This window comes from Mycobacterium sp. E136 (genome assembly GCF_001666865.1).
Classification (GTDB): Bacteria; Actinomycetota; Actinomycetes; order Mycobacteriales; family Mycobacteriaceae; genus Mycobacterium.
This window is the reverse complement of record NZ_LZJE01000175.1, coordinates 1-17588: the sequence shown is the minus strand read 5'-3', so window position 1 is coordinate 17588 and position 17588 is coordinate 1. Positions and strand designations below refer to the sequence as shown.

The 17588-nt window shown below is 67.6% G+C and carries 15 protein-coding genes and 1 tRNA gene; 10 read left to right on the top strand and 6 right to left on the bottom strand.

Annotation, left to right across the window (positions count from 1 at the left end; genetic code table 11):
* Both A5698_RS11650 and A5698_RS11645 read left to right on the top strand, forming a co-directional pair.
* Nucleotides 1-1745 (top strand): glycoside hydrolase family 183 protein (locus A5698_RS11650; protein WP_156670712.1); only part of this gene is annotated, 1745 nt, incomplete at its 5' end.
* 1 nt (nucleotide 1746) lies between these two features.
* A complete protein-coding gene (locus A5698_RS11645) occupies nucleotides 1747-2229 on the top strand; it encodes a hypothetical protein (RefSeq protein ID WP_068296663.1) in 483 nt (160 codons plus the stop codon).
* Nucleotides 2230-2299: 70 nt separating this feature from the next.
* On the opposite strand, the gene A5698_RS11640 is transcribed toward A5698_RS11645, so the two are convergent.
* Nucleotides 2300-4273 carry an acyl-CoA dehydrogenase family protein gene (locus tag A5698_RS11640; RefSeq protein ID WP_068296661.1) on the bottom strand — a complete coding sequence of 658 codons (1974 nt, stop codon included), beginning with the start codon at nucleotides 4271-4273 and terminating at the stop codon, nucleotides 2300-2302.
* 101 nt (nucleotides 4274-4374) lie between these two features.
* Here A5698_RS11640 and A5698_RS11635 point away from each other — a divergent pair, with 101 nt between their 5' ends.
* Nucleotides 4375-5088 (top strand): VIT1/CCC1 transporter family protein, encoded by a 714-nt coding sequence (locus A5698_RS11635; RefSeq protein WP_068296658.1) that lies wholly within the window; start codon nucleotides 4375-4377, stop codon nucleotides 5086-5088.
* Between the two features lie 233 nt (nucleotides 5089-5321).
* Complete coding sequence (locus tag A5698_RS29835; RefSeq protein ID WP_084792401.1) at nucleotides 5322-5864, top strand: hypothetical protein; 543 nt, start codon at nucleotides 5322-5324, stop codon at nucleotides 5862-5864.
* On the opposite strand, the gene A5698_RS11625 is transcribed toward A5698_RS29835, so the two are convergent.
* A complete protein-coding gene (locus tag A5698_RS11625) occupies nucleotides 5865-7070 on the bottom strand; it encodes an MFS transporter (RefSeq protein WP_068296651.1) in 1206 nt (401 codons plus the stop codon).
* Between the two features lie 23 nt (nucleotides 7071-7093).
* Nucleotides 7094-7534 carry a MarR family winged helix-turn-helix transcriptional regulator gene (locus A5698_RS11620; RefSeq protein ID WP_068296649.1) on the bottom strand — a complete coding sequence of 147 codons (441 nt, stop codon included), beginning with the start codon at nucleotides 7532-7534 and terminating at the stop codon, nucleotides 7094-7096.
* 83 nt (nucleotides 7535-7617) lie between these two features.
* Here A5698_RS11620 and A5698_RS11615 point away from each other — a divergent pair, with 83 nt between their 5' ends.
* Nucleotides 7618-9657: an ABC transporter ATP-binding protein gene (locus A5698_RS11615; protein ID WP_068296646.1), complete on the top strand. Its 2040-nt coding sequence runs from the start codon at nucleotides 7618-7620 to the stop codon at nucleotides 9655-9657.
* Nucleotides 9654-10499: a CbiQ family ECF transporter T component gene (locus A5698_RS11610; protein ID WP_067087958.1), complete on the top strand. Its 846-nt coding sequence runs from the start codon at nucleotides 9654-9656 to the stop codon at nucleotides 10497-10499. Before A5698_RS11615 ends, A5698_RS11610 begins: the two co-directional genes overlap by 4 nt.
* On the opposite strand, the gene A5698_RS11605 is transcribed toward A5698_RS11610, so the two are convergent.
* From A5698_RS11605 to A5698_RS11595, 3 genes are read right to left on the bottom strand one after another with little or no spacing between them, the layout of a single operon-like run.
* Nucleotides 10500-11822, bottom strand: a complete 1323-nt coding sequence (locus A5698_RS11605) for an ABC transporter substrate-binding protein (protein WP_068296672.1) — start codon at nucleotides 11820-11822, stop codon at nucleotides 10500-10502. It lies immediately after the preceding gene.
* Nucleotides 11822-12649 (bottom strand): carbohydrate ABC transporter permease, encoded by an 828-nt coding sequence (locus A5698_RS11600; protein ID WP_068296643.1) that lies wholly within the window; start codon nucleotides 12647-12649, stop codon nucleotides 11822-11824. The genes A5698_RS11605 and A5698_RS11600 overlap by 1 nt, the downstream gene beginning before the upstream one ends.
* Nucleotides 12636-13514 carry a carbohydrate ABC transporter permease gene (locus A5698_RS11595; protein ID WP_156670711.1) on the bottom strand — a complete coding sequence of 293 codons (879 nt, stop codon included), beginning with the start codon at nucleotides 13512-13514 and terminating at the stop codon, nucleotides 12636-12638. The genes A5698_RS11600 and A5698_RS11595 overlap by 14 nt, the downstream gene beginning before the upstream one ends.
* 38 nt (nucleotides 13515-13552) lie before the next feature.
* Between A5698_RS11595 and A5698_RS11590 the strand changes: the two genes are divergently transcribed.
* The 4 genes from A5698_RS11590 to A5698_RS11575 all read left to right on the top strand — a co-directional run bounded on the left by A5698_RS11590 (nucleotide 13553) and on the right by A5698_RS11575 (nucleotide 17423).
* Nucleotides 13553-15073 (top strand): TldD/PmbA family protein, encoded by a 1521-nt coding sequence (locus A5698_RS11590; RefSeq protein ID WP_068296636.1) that lies wholly within the window; start codon nucleotides 13553-13555, stop codon nucleotides 15071-15073.
* On the top strand, nucleotides 15070-16443 hold the full coding sequence (locus A5698_RS11585) for a metallopeptidase TldD-related protein (RefSeq protein WP_068296633.1): 1374 nt from the start codon (nucleotides 15070-15072) through the stop codon (nucleotides 16441-16443). The genes A5698_RS11590 and A5698_RS11585 overlap by 4 nt, the downstream gene beginning before the upstream one ends.
* Nucleotides 16444-16495: 52 nt before the next feature.
* A complete protein-coding gene (locus A5698_RS11580; RefSeq protein WP_068296669.1) occupies nucleotides 16496-17302 on the top strand; it encodes a carboxymuconolactone decarboxylase family protein in 807 nt (268 codons plus the stop codon).
* Nucleotides 17303-17349: 47 nt separating this feature from the next.
* Nucleotides 17350-17423: transfer RNA gene (locus A5698_RS11575), tRNA-Ile, on the top strand.
* The last annotated feature ends 165 nt before the right edge of the window (nucleotides 17424-17588 follow it).

Sequence of the window (17588 nt, the reverse complement as noted above, 5' to 3'; positions counted from 1 at the left end):
CGACGGCCGAGCCGGAAAAGAAATCCGATCCGGACGACACCGATCCGTCGCTCCAATCGAAGCCCGGCGGTACCTCGAACTCATCGACGGAACAGCAGGGTGCCACAACCAACACGGTGGCGACCAACACGGCCACGACCAAGGGGACGACCGAGCGATCGATCACCGATCCCGGTGACATCCCGGAGGAAGGCACGACGTACGTCGCCTTCGCCGATGCCCGGTCACTGGCGTCGGGTGCCACGACCAACGTCTCCCCGATGATGGCGTTCTACCAGCCGACGACCGTCGCGCCGGCCGCTCCCACCAACCTCTTCACCGCGGTGACCAATCTCGTCACCAACACGATCAACTGGATCCTCAACCCGTTGGCCGGCACGGCGCCGGCCTCACCCGCGCAGCCACCGCTGATCTGGGGTCTGCTCGCGTTCGCGCGTCGTGAGTTCGAAAACTTCTTCGCGGCGCTGACGGGACGGCCCACCACCACGCCGACGGTGCTGACCCCGACGCTGATGGTGGCGGACCCGCTGACGGAGCCGATGGCACGAATGGCGCTGGCGGCGGCCGCGGCACCGTACACCCCGATGTACTCGCCCTTCCCCAACCCGCAGGTGAGCCCGTCGACACAATTCATTTCCTGGGTGACTGGCCCCTACGCCGACACCGTCGACCGCTTCTCGGTGGGCGGCACGGATCTCGGGATCATGTGGGACAACGGCATCGTGGAGGACGACCCGAACACCCCGGAGATCGAACGCCGCCAGATCCTGATCGCCTTCGGCGACACGTTCTTCGATGGCAACATGTCGGAGGACTGGCGCTCTAACATCATCATGCGGAGTGAGGACTGGTACCTCGCGAACGGTATGGATATCCCCGACGGCGAGTGGTACAACGGCAACATGTTCGGCGGGGCGCCGCTGGGCCCCGACGGTTACCCGACCAGAGCCAGGCAAGTCATCTGGCCCGAAGGTCTGCCCGCCGGAATAACACTGATCCCGACCGCGGGGATCTCTGTGCCCGTGGAGGGTTCGCGATACGGCGCGATCCAATACGTGAGCTTCATGTCCGTGACGCAGTGGGGTGCGCCGGGTCAGTGGACGACGAACTACTCGGCGATCGCCTGGTCCGATGACAACGGTGAAACCTTCCACGTCGCGCCGGAAACCGTCCGCTACAACCAGCCGTGGAGCGGCAACCAGAACTTCCAGCAGATGGCATTCGTCCGTGGCGACGACGGCTATGTCTACGTGTACGGCACTCCCAACGGACGTCAGGGCGCGGCCTACCTCGCTCGGGTGCCCGAGCAGGACATCCTGGACCTGAGCAAGTACGAATACTGGAACGGCGGGAGCGCCTGGGGTGGGCCCCCGACCGGCTGGGTCAAGGGCGACCCTTCGGCGGCGACGTATGTTTTCGGCGTCGAGCAAGGTTCTTGCGGTGCCACGTCCGCAGGCAACCAGGTGAGCGAAATGTCCGTGCAGTACAACAAGCAGCTGAAGAAATACGTCGCCCTGCACGGCGACCAGTTCAACAACATCGTGATGCGGACATCTGACACTCCGCAGGGCACCTGGTCGAAGCCGAAGGTGTTGATGAGCCAACAGCCCGGCGGCATCTACGCCCCGATGATGCATCCCTGGTCGCCGTCGACCCAGGGCACCGGCACCGACCTGTACTGGAACCTGTCGCTGTGGGATTCGTACAACGTGATGCTGATGAAGACGGACCTGAGCAAGGTGTGACGTGTTGAGAGCGGCACTCGTCGGCATGTTGGTCGCACTCGTGAGTGCGCCCGTCGCGTGCGCAGAGCCCGGACCACCGCCGCCCGGTCCGCCCCCGCGGGCCGATCAGTGCACCGGCGACCTCGAGGGCGCGATGACGCGACTGCCCGGTTCGGACACGCTGTCGGTGTGCCGCGGCGGCGCATGGCAAGGTGTGCGCGGCCCGCAGCCGCCCGCCAATCGATGGGTGAGCACGGGCGGCTCGCCGCTCAAGCTGCACGGGCAGGGCATGCGCAATCCCGACGTGGAAGCGGGCAATTGGACAGGCACGCCGCGGAATTCGGGCTCGAGATGCAGTGCGCAACAGCAGGTGGTCGTCACTCCCGGCGAGCTGAGCACACCGTCGACCGTCGAAGGCGACCCTGGTCAACCGCTGCAGTTCGACGTGTCGCCGAGGATGTTCCTCATCGAGCTCGGCGGCGACTGCGTGTGGTCGCGGGGTTGACCTCAGCGCTTGACCGAGCCCGGGGGCAGATCCACGCCCAGCTCGTCCGATCGGCTACCGATCCCAAGAACTACTTCGGTTCGATCGTCCCCGAGCTGATCGCGTTCTGCTCCGTGTGCTCGTCGGCGTCGGGAATGTGCTCGGGGTGCAGCATCTCCGCGTAACGCAACTGTTCCGGAATGCCGAACCCGTCGACGAGCAGCTCGGCGTACGGGCGTAGCGACCGGCACCGTTCGTTGATGCCCCGGGTGACGGCCTTGGCCCGTTCCGTCGAGATGTAGCGGTGCTCGATGAACCACGACTTGTCCTCTTCGATCGCCGACAGGGCGTACAGATCGCACACCATGTTCAGGATCGTCCGGGCCTCTTCGTCCTCACAGGCATCGATACCCGCGACGAACGCCTCGAGGATCACCCGGTCGATGTGGGCCTGGGCGCTGTGCAATACGTGGTCCTGCACGGCATTGAAGGCGTCGAACTCGCTCATCTCCTTCGACTTGCCCTGCAACCGGCGCGCCACGGTGGAGATCATGTACTCCTCGCGGTCCTCGAACATCTTGACCTGCGTACCGCGGTTGAAGAGGCTGCCTTCCTCCTCGTTGTCCTGCCGCGTATCGAGGATGGTTTGCATGATCGTCTCGGCCGCAGTACGTTTCAGTACCCTTTCACCGGCGAAGTTCGCGGCGAACCGCACCCATTCGACAGGACTCATGCTCTTGATGTCGTCGGCGTACGCGGTGAGCAACTGCTTGGCCACGAGTTGGATCAGCACGTGATTGTCGCCCTCGAACGTGGTGAACACGTCGGTGTCGGCCTTGAGCGCAATGAGCCGGTTCTCGGCCATGTAGCCTGCGCCGCCGCACGCTTCGCGCGCTTCCTGGATCGCCTGCGTTGCGTGCCAGGTGTTGACCGCCTTCAACCCGGCCGCCCGTGCCTCGAGCTCGCGCTGTTCCTCCGGGTCGGGGTTCTCGGCACTCTGCAGATCGTGGCACTTCGCGACGAGCTCGTTCTGCGCGAACTGCAGCGCGTAGGACTTCGCGATCAAGGGCAGCAGCCGACGCTGGTGCACCAGGTAGTCCATGATGACCACCTCGTGGTCTTCGCCGGGCGCCTCAAACTGCCTGCGCTGCAACGCATACCGCGTCGCGATGTCGAGCGCGACGCGGGCCGCGGCCGCCGCGCTCCCGCCCACCGTGACGCGCCCGCGCACCAAGGTGCCCAGCATCGTGAAGAATCGTCTGCCGGGATTCTCGATCGGCGAACTGTAGGTGCCGTCCGGGGCCACGTCACCGTACTTGTTGAGGAGGTTCTCGCGCGGAACCCGGACCTTGTCGAATTGGATCCGGCCGTTGTCGACGCCCGGCAGACCGCCCTTGTAGTGGCAGTCCGAGGTGGTGATGCCCGGCAGGTCGTTACCCTCTTCGTCGCGGATCGGCACCAGCACACAGTGCACACCGTGACCGACGCCGTCCGGCGTGATCAACTGCGCGAATACCGCTGCCATCCGGGCGGTTTCGGCGGCGCCGCCGATGTAGTCCTTACGCGAGGTCGGCGTCGGCGAGTCGATGATGAACTCTTCGGTCGCAGGGTCGTACGTCGCGGTGGTCTCTAACGCCTGCACGTTGCTGCCGTGGCCCGTCTCGGTCATCGCGAAACAGCCGAGCAGGTCGCAGTCGATGATCCGGCGGACGTATTTCTCGTGATGACGCTCGGTGCCGAGGTTCTCGATCGCACCGCCGAACAGGCCCCACTGCACACCGGCCTTGACCATCAGCGACAGGTCAGACATCGCCAGCATCTCGATCTGCGTCACCGCGGCGCCGACATCGCCGTTGCCGCCGTGCTCCTTCTTGAATCCGTCCTCGGCCGAACCCTGGGCCGCCATGATCTTCAGCTGCTCGGCGACCTTCGTCCTGGCGATGACGGGGTTCGGGGTGTAGTGCGGGCGGAAGATCTCGCTGGAGAGTTCTTCACGCAGCCGGTTCTTCACATCGCGCCAACGGCCGTCGAGCGCATTGCGCAGATGTTCCGCAGTGGTGGTCATGACTCGACGGTAGCCTTCTGCGCGCTTCCGCAAACTGTGATGTGGCAAACCCAGGCAATCCTGACTAGACCAGGTCAAACCGGAGGGGTTGAATCGTCGTCATGACCGCCCCGACCGGAGTGCCGCACACCTCGACGCACCGGCACTCCAATGTCACCGGCGGCTGGCTGCGCGCCGCGACCTTCGGGGCCATGGACGGTCTGGTCAGCAATACCGCACTCATCGCCGGTGTCGCCGCGGCCGCCAGCGCCCACACCGTCGTCATCAGCGGTGTCGCCGGGCTGCTGGCCGGTGCCTTCTCGATGGCGCTGGGGGAGTACACCTCGGTCACCACCGCCAACGAGCAGCTCGAGTCCGAGGTGCTGGTGGAGCGGCGGGCCTTCCGCAAGCATCCTGCGGCCGAGAAGGCGGAGCTGGTGGCGATGCTGATGGACATGGGCATGAGCCGCGAGACGGCGGCCAAGGCCACCGAGGAGGTTCACCAAGACGAGAGCCGCGCCTTGAACTTCCACCTCGTCCAGGAGTTGGGCGTCGACCCCCGCGAGAAGCCCTCGCCCTGGGTCGCGGGCGGATCGTCGTTCCTGATGTTCACCGTCGGCGCCATCATCCCGCTCATCCCGTACCTGCTCGGATTCGAAACCCTGTGGGCCGGACTGGCGTGCGGCGGCATCGGCCTTGCTGTCGCCGGCGGTGTGGCCGCGCGCTTCACAAGGCGCCCCGCGTGGTTCGCCTCGCTGCGACAACTCGCATTCGGGGCGGTGGCCATCGCAGCCACGTACGTCGTCGGACTGTTGGTCGGTACGGCCGTCACCTGAGTGCGGCGGGCGCTTCCAAAGCGTGCAAGTTGCCCCCGCGGCCGCAAGACCCTTGGTACCGTCCAATACGTTTTGAGCATCACCCCGGAGTCCAGGATCACATCCGGCGACTCGCCTCGACCGGGCCTGTTGCCCTGGCGAAATCTCTTCGCAGACAGGGGAAGTGGGCGACACGGTCGAGGCCCACTGCACATGGCGCTGCTCGGCCGGGCGATTGACGAGAGGTTCACGACGTGACGGCTGAACAGCAGGTTGGGCAGTGCCCGGTGGACACGTTCGAGCTGGCCGCGCTCGCCGGACCGGCCTTGACAGGATTCTCCAGCATCGATTCGCGCCAAGACCACATGCGCCCGGTGTTCCGCAACACCGAGGGTGAGGCCGGCTACTGGATGTTCACCGACTACGCCGCCATCCTCGAGGGATTGCAGCACCCGGAGATGTGGTCGAGCAGCGTGATCGTGCCGACCGATCCCGATCCGCCCTACCAGTGGATCCCGGTGATGGTCGATCCGCCGATCGACTTCGACTCGCGCCCTTCGGATCTGTTCCGATCGCACTTCTACGGCTGCTTCATCGATGACGAGCACGGCCTGGAGAACCGGTACACGATCGGCGTCGACCGCATCACGCTCGAAATCGACTTCCCGCATTCGGAATCGAACTGGCCGAACTCGCGCAAGCGGGCCGCGGAGGTGTTGGCCGGCGTTCCGGACGGGGAGTGTGCGCTGACTGTCGAGGAGAACGCCCGCCGCATGCTGCGGTTCCCGCGCAGTTGATCAGCTGTCGCCGACGGTCACCGCGGTCGCCTCGCTGAGCGCGTCGAGTTCTCGCTCCTCGACGTCGATGCCCGCGAGGTGCGAGCGGGTGAGCGCGAGCACGCCCGCGCCGAGCAGTACGGCGCCCGCGCCGACCCAATACGGCATGTGGACGTTGACCTGCTCGCCGAGCACGCCCGCCAGCCACGGCGCCAGCGCGGCGCCGGAGAACCGCACGAAGCTGTAGGCCGCCGAGGCGACGCCGCGCTCGACCGGCGCGGCCTTCATCACGGTCTCGGTGATCAGGGTGTTGTTGATGCCGATGAACAACCCCGCGACCACCACGCACGTCGCGAGCACGGCCTTGTTGTTGGTCTCGACGGCCATCACCAGCAGCGTCGCCGTCATCGCCAACAGGTTGACCAGCAGCACGGGCACGGTGCCGAACCGGTGCTGAAGCCGCGGCGCCACCACCACCGACGTGAAGGCCAGCGCGACGCCCCAGCCGAAGAAGATCAGACCGATCTGATGAGCGCTCATGTCGAGCGGGAACGGCGTGAACGCCAGCAGGGTGAAGAAGCCGAAGTTGTACAGCAGCGCGGTGATCGCCACGCCCAGCAGGCCGCGATGACGCAGCGCGCGGAAGGGATCGGCCAGCGTTGTCGCGCGTTCGGCGCGCGGCGTCGACGGCAGCAGGAAGGCCGTGACCACCACCGCGAACGCCATCAGCGCCGACACCCCGAAGAACGGTCCGCGCCACGAGATCGACCCCAGCAGACCACCGACGAGCGGACCTACCGCGATGCCCAACCCCAGCGCCGCCTCGTAGAGGATGATCGCCTGGGCCACTGACCCGCGCGCCGAGCTCACGATCGTAGCCAGCGCCGTGGCGATGAACAACGCATTGCCTAGACCCCAAAGTGCGCGCCAGCCAACGATTTCCATCACGTCGGCGGACATTCCGGCCAGGCCGGCGCCGACGATGATGACGACGAGCCCCAACAGCAGCGTGCGCTTGGGGCCGATGCGGCTGGACACCACGCCGGTGATGAGCATGGCCACACCCATGACCGCCATGTAGCTGGTGAACAACAACGACACCTGGGACGGTGACGCGTCGAGCGTTTCGGCGATGGGCTTGAGGATCGGATCGACGAGGCCGATGCCCATGAACGCGACGACGCACGCGAAGGCAACGGCCCAGACAGCTTTGGGTTGACGCCACATACGGGCGAACTCTCCTTAAGTGGTTATTTGGTGATCGTGTTCGGCGACGACGCCTCGTCGAGAAGCCGGCGCAAGACGCGCACCGCCTCGCCGAGCGTCTCCCGGTCGGAGGCGTCGAGCCGTTCGAGGTACGGATCGATCGCCGCACCGCGGTCCAACCGCACCTGCCGAAGGGTGTCCACCCCCTTCGGGGTGATGCGGATCAGCACAGCGCGGCCGTCCTCGGGGTCCACCGTTCGCGACACCATGCCCGCGTCCTCGAGGCGACGAACCTGGGTCGTCATCGTGGGCTGCGAGCAGTGGTCGAGCGCGGCGAGATCGGAGATGCGGGCTTCGCCCTGATCCTCGATCGTGGACAGCAGTCGCGCCTGGGCGTATCCGAGGGGCAGGCGAACCCGCTGTGTGGCCAATCGATTGATCCGGGCGACAACGGACAGCAGATCGGCTCCGAGCGTCTGGGTCATGCCGTCCAGATTACATAGTTTTGCTATGCGTTTCAAACAACCGGCCGTAGGGGCCGGGCCGTTACGGCTGGCAGAATCGTGCAATGACCGCGACCGGGGGCCGAACTCGCCATACCGGTCCTCTGCGTCCCGTCGAACTCGCGCAGGCCTCCGTCATGGCGGCGCTGTGCGCGGCCACCGCGATCATCGCCGTGGTCGTTCCGTTCGCGGCAGGTCTATCGCTGCTCGGCACGGTGCCGATGGGTCTGCTGGCCTACCGCTACCGCGTTCGCGTGCTGCTCACCGCGACCGTCGCGGGCGGCATCATCGCCTTCCTGATCGCCGGCATGGGCGGCTTCATGACCGTCGTGAACTGCGCTTATATCGGCGGACTGACCGGCATCGTCAAACGCCGCGGCCGCGGCACGCCGACGGTCCTGGTCGCCGCGCTGGTCGCCGGCGCGGTGTCCGGCGCGGCCGTGGTGGTCGCGCTGTCCATCCTGTCGCGGCTGCGCCACCTGATCTTCGAATCCGTCACGGCCAACATCAACGGCCTGGCCGCGGTGATAGCCCGCATCCCCGACATGGAGGGCGCGGCCGACCGCCTCAAGCGCGACTTCGCGACGGCCCTGGACTACTGGCCGCTGTTGTTCTTCAGCGCCGGGGTGATGTCGATCACCTTCGTCAGCCTCGTCGGATGGTGGGCGCTGTCGCGGGTGATGGAGCGCCTGGCCGGCATCCCCGATGTCCACAAACTGGAGTCCTCGAAAGACGTCGGCGCCATCGCCCCGGTGCCGGCACTGCTGCGCGACGTGCGGTTCCGCTATCCGAACACCGACCACGACGCGCTCGGTCCGGTGTCGCTGCGCGTCGAGCCGGGCGAGCACCTCGCCGTGACGGGCGCCAACGGGTCGGGCAAGACGACGCTGATGCTGATGCTGGCCGGCCGGGAACCGACGGCAGGCACCATCGAACGGCCGGGCGCGGTCGGGTTGGGCCGCATCGGCGGCACCGCGGTCGTGATGCAGCACCCCGAAAGCCAGGTGCTCGGCACCCGCGTCGCCGACGATGTGGTCTGGGGGCTGCCGCCCGGCAAGGCCACCGATGTCGGCCAGTTGCTGGCCGAGGTGGGCCTCGACGGCCTGGCCGAACGCGACACCGGCGGGTTGTCCGGCGGCGAGTTGCAGCGCCTCGCCGTCGCGGCGGCGCTGGCACGTGAGCCGTCGCTGCTGATCGCCGACGAGGTCACCAGCATGGTCGACCAAGAGGGCCGCGAGGGACTGATGTCCGTGCTGTCCGGGCTGACGCGGCACCATCAGATGTCGCTCGTGCACATCACGCACTACAACGACGAGGCCGACGCCGCCGATCGCACCGTCGACCTGACGGGCAACGGCGGCGCCGGCGACAACACGGACATGGTCGAGTCCGCCGAGGCCCCGGTCGCAACCGTCGAACCGGGCACCGACGCGCCCCCGGTCCTGGAACTCGTCGACGTCAGCCACGAGTACGGCAGCGGAACACCGTGGGCGGCGACGGCGCTGCGCGACATCACCTTCACGGTGCACGAGGGCGATGGCCTGTTGATCCACGGCCTGAACGGGTCGGGAAAGTCGACGCTGGCCTGGATCATGGCCGGGCTCACCGAGCCGACGTCCGGCGCGTGTCTGCTCGACGGGAAACCTGCATCGGAACAGGTCGGCGCGGTAGCGATCTCGTTCCAGGCGGCACGATTGCAGCTGATGCGTAGCCGCGTCGACCTCGAGATCGCTCCGGCGGCCGGGTTTTCCCCGCGTGATCGCGCCCGGGTCAACGAGGCGCTGTCGACGGTCGGCCTCGATGCGACGTTGGCCAAACGGCGCATCGACCAGCTCAGCGGCGGCCAGATGCGCCGCGTCGTCCTGGCCGGACTGCTGGCCCGCTCGCCGCGCGCCCTGATCCTCGACGAACCACTCGCGGGCCTCGACGCCACGAGCCAGCGCGGACTGCTGCGACTGCTGGTGGACCTGCGCCGTCGCGCCGGGCTCACCGTCGTCGTGATCTCCCACGACTTCGCCGGGCTGGAAGAGTTGTGCCCGCGCACACTGCATCTGGAAGGCGGCGTACTGGTGCCCGCACCGACGGCGGCGGGAGGCCTGCCATGACGGCGCCGACGAAGCGGCGGCAACGCCGGGGCGTCGTGCTGCTGCGTCCCGTGCCCGGCAACAGCGTGGTCCACCAACTGTGGGCGGGCACGAAGCTCCTGTTGGTCGCGGCCATCGGCGTGTTGATGACTTTCTACCCGGGCTGGGTGCCGATCGGCGCCGTCGCGGTGCTGGTGCTGATCTCGGCGCGGCTGGCAAACATCCCGCGCGGCGTGCTCCCGTCGGTGCCGCCCTGGCTGTGGGTGCTGTTGTTCCTCGGCGGGTTGACGGCGACGTTCGCCGGCGGTAGCCCGATCATCTCGGTCGGCTCGGTCGACGTCGGGCTGGGCGGTCTGCTGAACTTCCTGCGCATCACCGCGTTGTCGATCGTGCTGCTCGGGCTCGGGGCGATGGTGTCGTGGACGACGAACGTCGCCGAAATCGCCCCGGCCGTCGCGAAACTGGGCCGACCGCTGCGACTGCTGCGAATACCGGTCGACGAGTGGGCGGTCGCGTTGGCGTTGGCGCTGCGCGCGTTCCCGATGCTGATCGACGAGTTCCGTGTGCTCTACGCCGCGCGCAATCTTCGGCCGAAGCAGGTGCACACGCGACGCCGCGGACGGTGGCGCCGTTGGTGGCTGGAGGCGATCGACCTGCTGGCCGCGGCCATCACCGTCGCACTGCGGCGCGCTGACGAGATGGGTGATGCGATCACGGCGCGTGGGGGGGCCGGCCAGATCTCGGCGGCACCGTCGGGCCCCAAAGCCATCGACTGGTGGGCGTTCCTCATCGTCGCGACGCTGTGCGGGGTGGCTCTGGCGCTCGAGCTGACAGTGGCGGGCACCAGCGCCGTCACGCGTTGATCACCGCTGCGCGGCGGCGTTCGCGGCCTGCTGAGCCGCGGCGAGCGTCGACGGCACATCGCGCCTGCCGAGGAACATCTCGTCGAAGTACGGTTTGAGCGCGTTGAATCCCGCGGCGAAACCCGCGCCGCCGGGAGCATCGACGCCCCGGCCCTTGAGCACATCGAAGAACGGGCTCACGTCCACGCCGCGCGAGCGCCAGTAATCGTGGTAGACGCGTTGCGCGTCGAGCACCGCGGGGACCGCCGCGCCGCCGGCGCCGAGGTACGCGTTGCCGCGCGCGCTGCCCATCCAGGCCAGCACCTCGCGTACCGCATCCGGGTGCGCGGTGGCCGAATTACCCGCGGCGGCAATCCCGTTGGTCACGCTGACCCGGCCCGCCGGTCCTTCGGGCAGCAGCGTGACACCCCAGCGGAACGGGGCGGTGTCCGCGACCGCCGCCAGGTTGTACGTGCCCGACTGGAACAGCGCCATCCTGCCTTGTAGGAACTGGTTGCGGGAGAAGTCGCCGTTGTCGTTGGTCGCCGACGCGGGTGGGGCGACGTGGTCTGTGTTGATCAGGGCCACCAGATAGCTGAACGCCTGGGCGGCCTGCGGGTTGTCGAACGCGAACCGGTCGCCGACGGAGAACACTCCGCCGGCCGAGCCGATGTAGTTGAGGTAGATGCCCTGCAAGTCGTTGGCGGCGTTGTAGCCCCATTGCCGGATCCGCTGGGAGTCGAAGCCCGCGGTGCCGGCGGCGCGGCCGTCGCGGTCGAGCGTCAGGCGGGCCAGCAGCGGCCGCAGCATGTCGACGGCCGGGTCCGGCGACCACCGCAGCGCGGCCAACTCGCCCGGGCCGACGCCGGCCGCCGCCAGCAGGTCGGCGTTGTAGTACAGCGCGATGCCGGCGTCGGTCAGTTGCGGTACACCCCAGAGCTTGCCCTTGCGGGTGAACTGGTCGACCACCGACGGCTCCCACGCCCGCTGCGGCTGACCGATGTCCATCAGCCGCCCGCTGTCGGCGTATTCGGCGAAGTACGCGTTGCTGATCCAGAAGATGTCGTCGGCGCCACCGCCCGCGACGTCGGTGCGCAAGGTGTCGAAATACGTGGAGTAGGCGACGACGTTGACGTTCACCGCGATGCCGGGATGCTCACGACCGAACTCGGAAAACGACTTTCGGTAGGCCTCGGCGACCTGCTCGTCCCACAGCCGCACGGTCACCACAGTGCGTGCACCCGAATCGTTCGGCCGTCCGAGCAGCATGGCTGCGACGAGCAGCAGCACACCCGTCACCGCCACACCAGTCGCGAACAGTGTCGAAAACCTCGGCCGCGGAATCATTTCAGTCCCGTCACGACGATCGAGCGCACCATGTGGCGCCCCAACGCGATGAACAACACCAGCAGGGGCACGATCGCCACCGTCGTCGCCGCCATCACCAGCGGCCACTGCGCGTTGTAGCGCGACTGCAGGCCCGCCGTCGCGACCGTCAGCACCTGCCACCGACTCCCGCTGGTGATCACCAGCGGCCACATGAAGCTGTTCCACTGCGAGACAACGGTGATCAGTGCCAGCGTCACCAGGATCGGCCTGCTCGCCGGCAACACCACGTGCACGATCACGTCCAACGTGTTGGCGCCGTCGATGCGCGCGGCGTTGATGAGATCACCCGGGATGCCCCGGAAGTACTCCCGCAGCAGGAAGATCGCGTACGGCGAACCGAACATGAACGGCAGCACCAACGCCCAGAACGTGTTCCGCAGCCCGGCCTCGGCCATCATCAGATACAGCGGGACGACGGTCACGGTCGCCGGCACCATCAGCGTCGCGAGGTAGCCCCAGAACAGCGCGTCGCGGCCGGGGAACTGCAGCCGTGCGAACGCATACGCCGCCAGCACCGAGAAGGTCAGCTGGCCGAGCAGGATCACCGCGGTCATCAGCGCGGTCACCACGACGGCCCGGCCGAAGCCGGCGTCGGTCAGGTTGGCGTAGTTCTGCAGGGTGGGCGGCAAGGGCAGCGACAGTGGCGACTCGGTGTCGAACGCGCGCGGATCCTGCAGCGAGGTCAGCAGGCCGAGGACGAACGGTGCCAACGTGATCAACGCCCCCGCCATCACGACGGGGTAGACGACGGCGGCGGACGCGGCGCGACTAGGTGAGGTCATAGCTGATCCGCCGCCGGAAGTAGAGCTGCTGGACGATCGTCACACCGACCAGCAGCACGAACAACACCACCGCCATCACCGCGGCCCGCCCCACCGCAGCCGCGCCGAACGCCTCGGCGTAGATGCGATGCGCCACCAGGTCCGTCCGGTTCTGCGGTCCGCCACCGGTCAACGCGTACACGGTGTCGAAAACCTGAGCGGCGCTGATGATTCCGGTGACCAGGACGAAGAACAGCGTCGGCCGCAGCATCGGCAGGGTGATGTGGCGGAACCGCTGCCACGTCGTCGCCCCGTCGGTGCGGGCAGCGTTGTGGATGTCGGTGGGAATGTTGAGGATGCCCGCGAGGAAGAACAGCGTCACGTATCCGACGTTGGTCCACACGACCACCGCCGACACCACCGGCAGCGCCAGCGTCGGATCGGTGAGCCATCCGATCTGGCGGCCGAGTAACGTGCTGACCGCCCCGTCGGTGGGCGCCAGGATCCAGCGCCACAGCACCGCGATCGCCAGTGGCGCACAGATCCACGGCAGCACATACAGCGTGCGGAAGAACCCGCTGCCCGGCAGACCGCGGGACAACAGGCCGGCGGCGGCCAATCCCAACAGGGTCTGAGTCGGCACCACCAAGGCGACGAACAGCAGGGTCACGAGCAGCGACGTGCCGAAGGACGGGTCGGTCAATACCGACTGCCAATTGCGCAGGCCGACAAACTCCATCGGGCTCAGCAGGTCCCACCGGTGCAGCGACAGCCAGAGCACCACGAGCATCGGCAGCAGCATGAACGCGACGACTCCGAACAGGCTCGGGGCCAGGAGCGCGTACGCGGTCGCGGCGGTGCGGCGGCGCTGTGCCATCCGACTCATTAAAGCGGGCCGACGGCGCCACCACTACGGTTGGGGACGTGACAGCCACCCGTCGAGTCGACGCCGACTTCCTGGACCTGCCGCGCCACCAGCTGGCCGATGCGGCGACGTCGGCGGCCGTGGCCGCTGGCGCCAGCTACGCCGACCTTCGCATCCACGCGGTCACCTCCGAGTACGTGCAACTGCGTGACGGTGAACTGCAGACCGCGGTCGTCGACCGCGAGATCGGCCTGGCGGTTCGCGTGATCGTCGACGGAACGTGGGGCTTCGCCTCCCACGCCGAGCTCAGTGCCGATGTCGCCGCCGAGACCGCACGCCGCGCCGTGCGGGTGGCCAGGACGTTGACGGCGCTGAACGCCGAACGCATCGAGCTGGCGCCCGAACCCGTGTACACCGACGCCACTTGGGTTTCGGACTATGCGATCGACCCGTTCACGGTCGGCACACCCGACAAGCTCGCGGTTCTTGGCGAGTACTCGGGTCGGCTGTCGGCCGCCGACGGTGTCGATCACGTCTCGGCGGGTCTGCAGACCGCCAAGGAGCAGACGTTCTACGCCGACACGTTCGGGTCGACGATCACCCAGCAGCGGGTGCGGGTGCAGCCGTCGCTCGAGGCGGTCGCCGTCGACGCCGCCGCGGGGTCGTTCGAGACGATGCGGACATTGGCCCCGCCGACCGCGCGGGGGTGGGAGTACGTCGCCGATGACGGTGTGTGGAACTGGACCGAGGAACTGGCGATGCTGCCGACGTGGCTGGCCGAGAAGGTCAAGGCGCCCAGCGTGACTGCGGGACCTACGGACCTCGTCATCGACCCGTCGAACCTGTGGCTGACCATTCACGAGTCGATCGGCCACGCCACCGAATACGACCGGGCGATCGGCTACGAGGCCGCGTACGCGGGCACGTCGTTCGCCACGCCCGACAAGCTCGGCACCATGCGCTACGGGTCGCCGGTCATGAACGTGACCGCTGATCGGACGGTCGAATACGGCTTGGCGAGCGTCGGTTTCGATGACGAGGGGGTGCAGGCGCAGACATGGGACCTGGTGCGCGACGGCATCTTCGTCGGCTACCAACTGGATCGGGTGTTCGCGCCGCGGCTCGGGGTGGAGCGCTCCAACGGCTGCGCCTACGCCGATTCGCCGCACCATGTTCCGATCCAGCGGATGGCCAACGTGTCGCTGCGGCCCAGCGCCGACGACGTGAGCACCGAGGATCTGATCGCCCGCGTGGACGACGGCATTTACATCGTCGGCGACAAGAGTTGGTCGATCGACATGCAGCGCTACAACTTCCAGTTCACGGGCCAGCGCTTCTTCCGGATCCGCAACGGCCGGCTCGACGGCCAGGTGCGCGACGTGGCGTATCAGGCGACGACGACGGACTTCTGGGGGTCGCTGGAGGCCGTCGGTGGGCCGTCGACGTGGCGGCTCGGCGGGGCGTTCAACTGTGGCAAGGCGCAGCCGGGGCAGGTGGCGGCGGTGAGCCACGGGTGCCCGTCGGCGTTGTTCCGCGGAATCAACGTGCTGAACACGCGCGAAGAGGCGGGGCGGTCATGATCGGCGCGCAGCAGGTCGTAGAGATTGCGCTCGCCGAGGCGGCCCGGCGGGGAGGGGCCGACGAGACGATCGTGTTGGTGACCGATCGCGCCGACGCGTCGTTGCGGTGGGCGGGCAACTCGATGACCACCAACGGGGAGTCGAGAACGCGCTACACAACGGTGATCTCGGTGGTGCGCAAGGGCAGCGAATCGCATGTCGGATCGGTGCGGTCCAGCGAGGTGGATCCACCGACGATCGCGGGACTGGTGGCGGCGTCGCAGGAGGCCGCGCGGTCGGCGCCCGCGGCACGCGACAGCGCGCCGCTGCTGGCAGGCGGTGACGCGCCCCCCGACTGGGACGCCCCGGTCCCGAACACCGGAGCGGAGGTGTTTTTGCCGGTGGCCGACGGTCTCGCCCAGGGGTTCCGGGGCAGCGACCGGCTGTACGGGTATGCGCGGCACATCCTGGAGACGACGTTCGTGGCGACCTCGGGCGGGCTGAGGCGGCGGTTCACGCAGCCGACGGGTTCGGTCGAGATCAACGGTAAGCGCGACGGCGCAAGTGCGTGGGTGGGTGTCAGCACCGCCGACTTCGCCGATGTGCCAATCGATTCCATGCTCGATGAGTTGTCGACGCGGCTCGGGTGGGCCCGCAAGACGGTGGAGTTGCCGGCCGGGCGCTACGAGACGATTCTGCCGCCGTCGGCGGTGGCCGATCTGATGATCTTCCTGACATGGTCGATGGACAGCCGGGGCGCGCAGGAGGGACGCACGGCGTTCTCAGCGCCGGGCGGCGGCACGCGGGTGGGGGAGCGGCTCACCGATCTGCCCCTGACGCTGTACTCCGATCCGTATGCCGAGGGACTGGCGTGTACGCCGTTCGTCGCGACATCGACGTCGTCGGAGCGGATTTCGGTGTTCGACAATGGGATGGACATCGACCGGGTCGACTGGATCCACGACGGCGCGATCAACTCCCTGGCGTATTCGCGTGCCGCGGCAGCGGAGTTCGACGCGACTCCGGCGGTGCCTGCCGACAACCTGTTGATGACGGGCGGGGAAGCGCCGCTGGCGGACATGATCGCCCGCACCGAGCGCGGGCTGCTGCTGAGCACGCTGTGGTACATCCGCGCGGTCGACCCGACGGTCCTGTTGCTGACCGGCCTGACGCGCGACGGCGTCTACCTGATCGAGGACGGCGAGGTGACTGCGGCCGTCAACAATTTCCGGTTCAACGAGAGCCCGCTGGACCTGCTGCGGCGGACGACGGAGGCGGGCGTCAGCGAGGTGACGCTGCCGCGCGAGTGGGGGGATTGGGCGACGCGTGCGGCGATGCCATCGCTGCGGATTCCCGACTTCCATATGTCCTCGGTGAGTCAAGCGCAATAATCGATGCGTGGGCGCTGATGAGCTAGCCGATCGGATCGCAGGTTTGGTGGCGATGTCGTCGGGTGACAGGCAACGGGACACGCTGATCCGGTTGACGTGCGGCAGGGCCTTGTCGTTGCCGCCGCTGGCGGTGGAGGTCGACCTGGTCGACGAATCCACCGAAGGCGACCGGGTGGTGGCGGCGTTCGCCGAGCAGTTCGCGACCGACGTCTCGGGGATTGGTGACAACCAACGTAAGAGGCTGTTGGAGACATTGGGCGACAACGCGTTTCGGACCGTGGTGGCGATCTTCATCGCCGACTTCGTACCGCGATTGTGGGCCGGGTGTGAGGCGCTGGGCCTGGGCAGGCCGGGCTACACGAAGGTGGTCGAGTGGGATCACGAGTCCGATCCGGTCGGCGCGCTGCTGAACGGGTTCGCGCCGGCGGTGGCGCGGTTGCGGGGGCTGGATCCGGTGACGACGGAGATCGTGCGGTTGCGGGGCGCGACGCAGCACAACTGCCGGCTGTGCAAGTCGTTGCGCGACGGCGACGCGCTGGACTCGGGCGGTTCGGAGGAGATGTACACCCAGATCGAGCGGTACGACTCGGCGGAGGGCCTGAGCGACGCGCAGAAGGCGGCGCTGCGGTACGTCGACGCGCTGATCTGGTCGCCGGCGAACATCGACGCGGAGGTCGCGGCGGGGGTGCGGCGCCATTTCTCGGAGAAGCAGGCGTTCGAGCTGACGCTGGACGTCATGCGCAATGCGTGCAACAAAATCGCGGTGTCGCTGGGGGCCGACGCGCCGCGGGTGGCCTCGGGCACCGAGCGGTACTCGATCGGCGACGACGGGCAACCGGTGTACGCCGATATCGCCTGACCACCGGTTTCCAGCGATGTGGGAACATGGTGCCGCGCATCGCGCCGGGGGCGGTAGCTCAGTCGGTTAGAGCCGCGGACTCATAATCCGTTGGTCGCGGGTTCGAGCCCCGCCCGCCCCACTTGCCTCGTGTATTACTGCGGTTGATGGCTGACATTTGGGCTTCGGCTGATGGCTGACAGTGTTTCGGCTGATGGTTGACAGTTACTTCGGTTGATCCTTGACACTCCCTGGATGAGGGAGTTGAGCGTGGCTGAGCAGCGGTATCAGGCTGTATTGGCGGTGA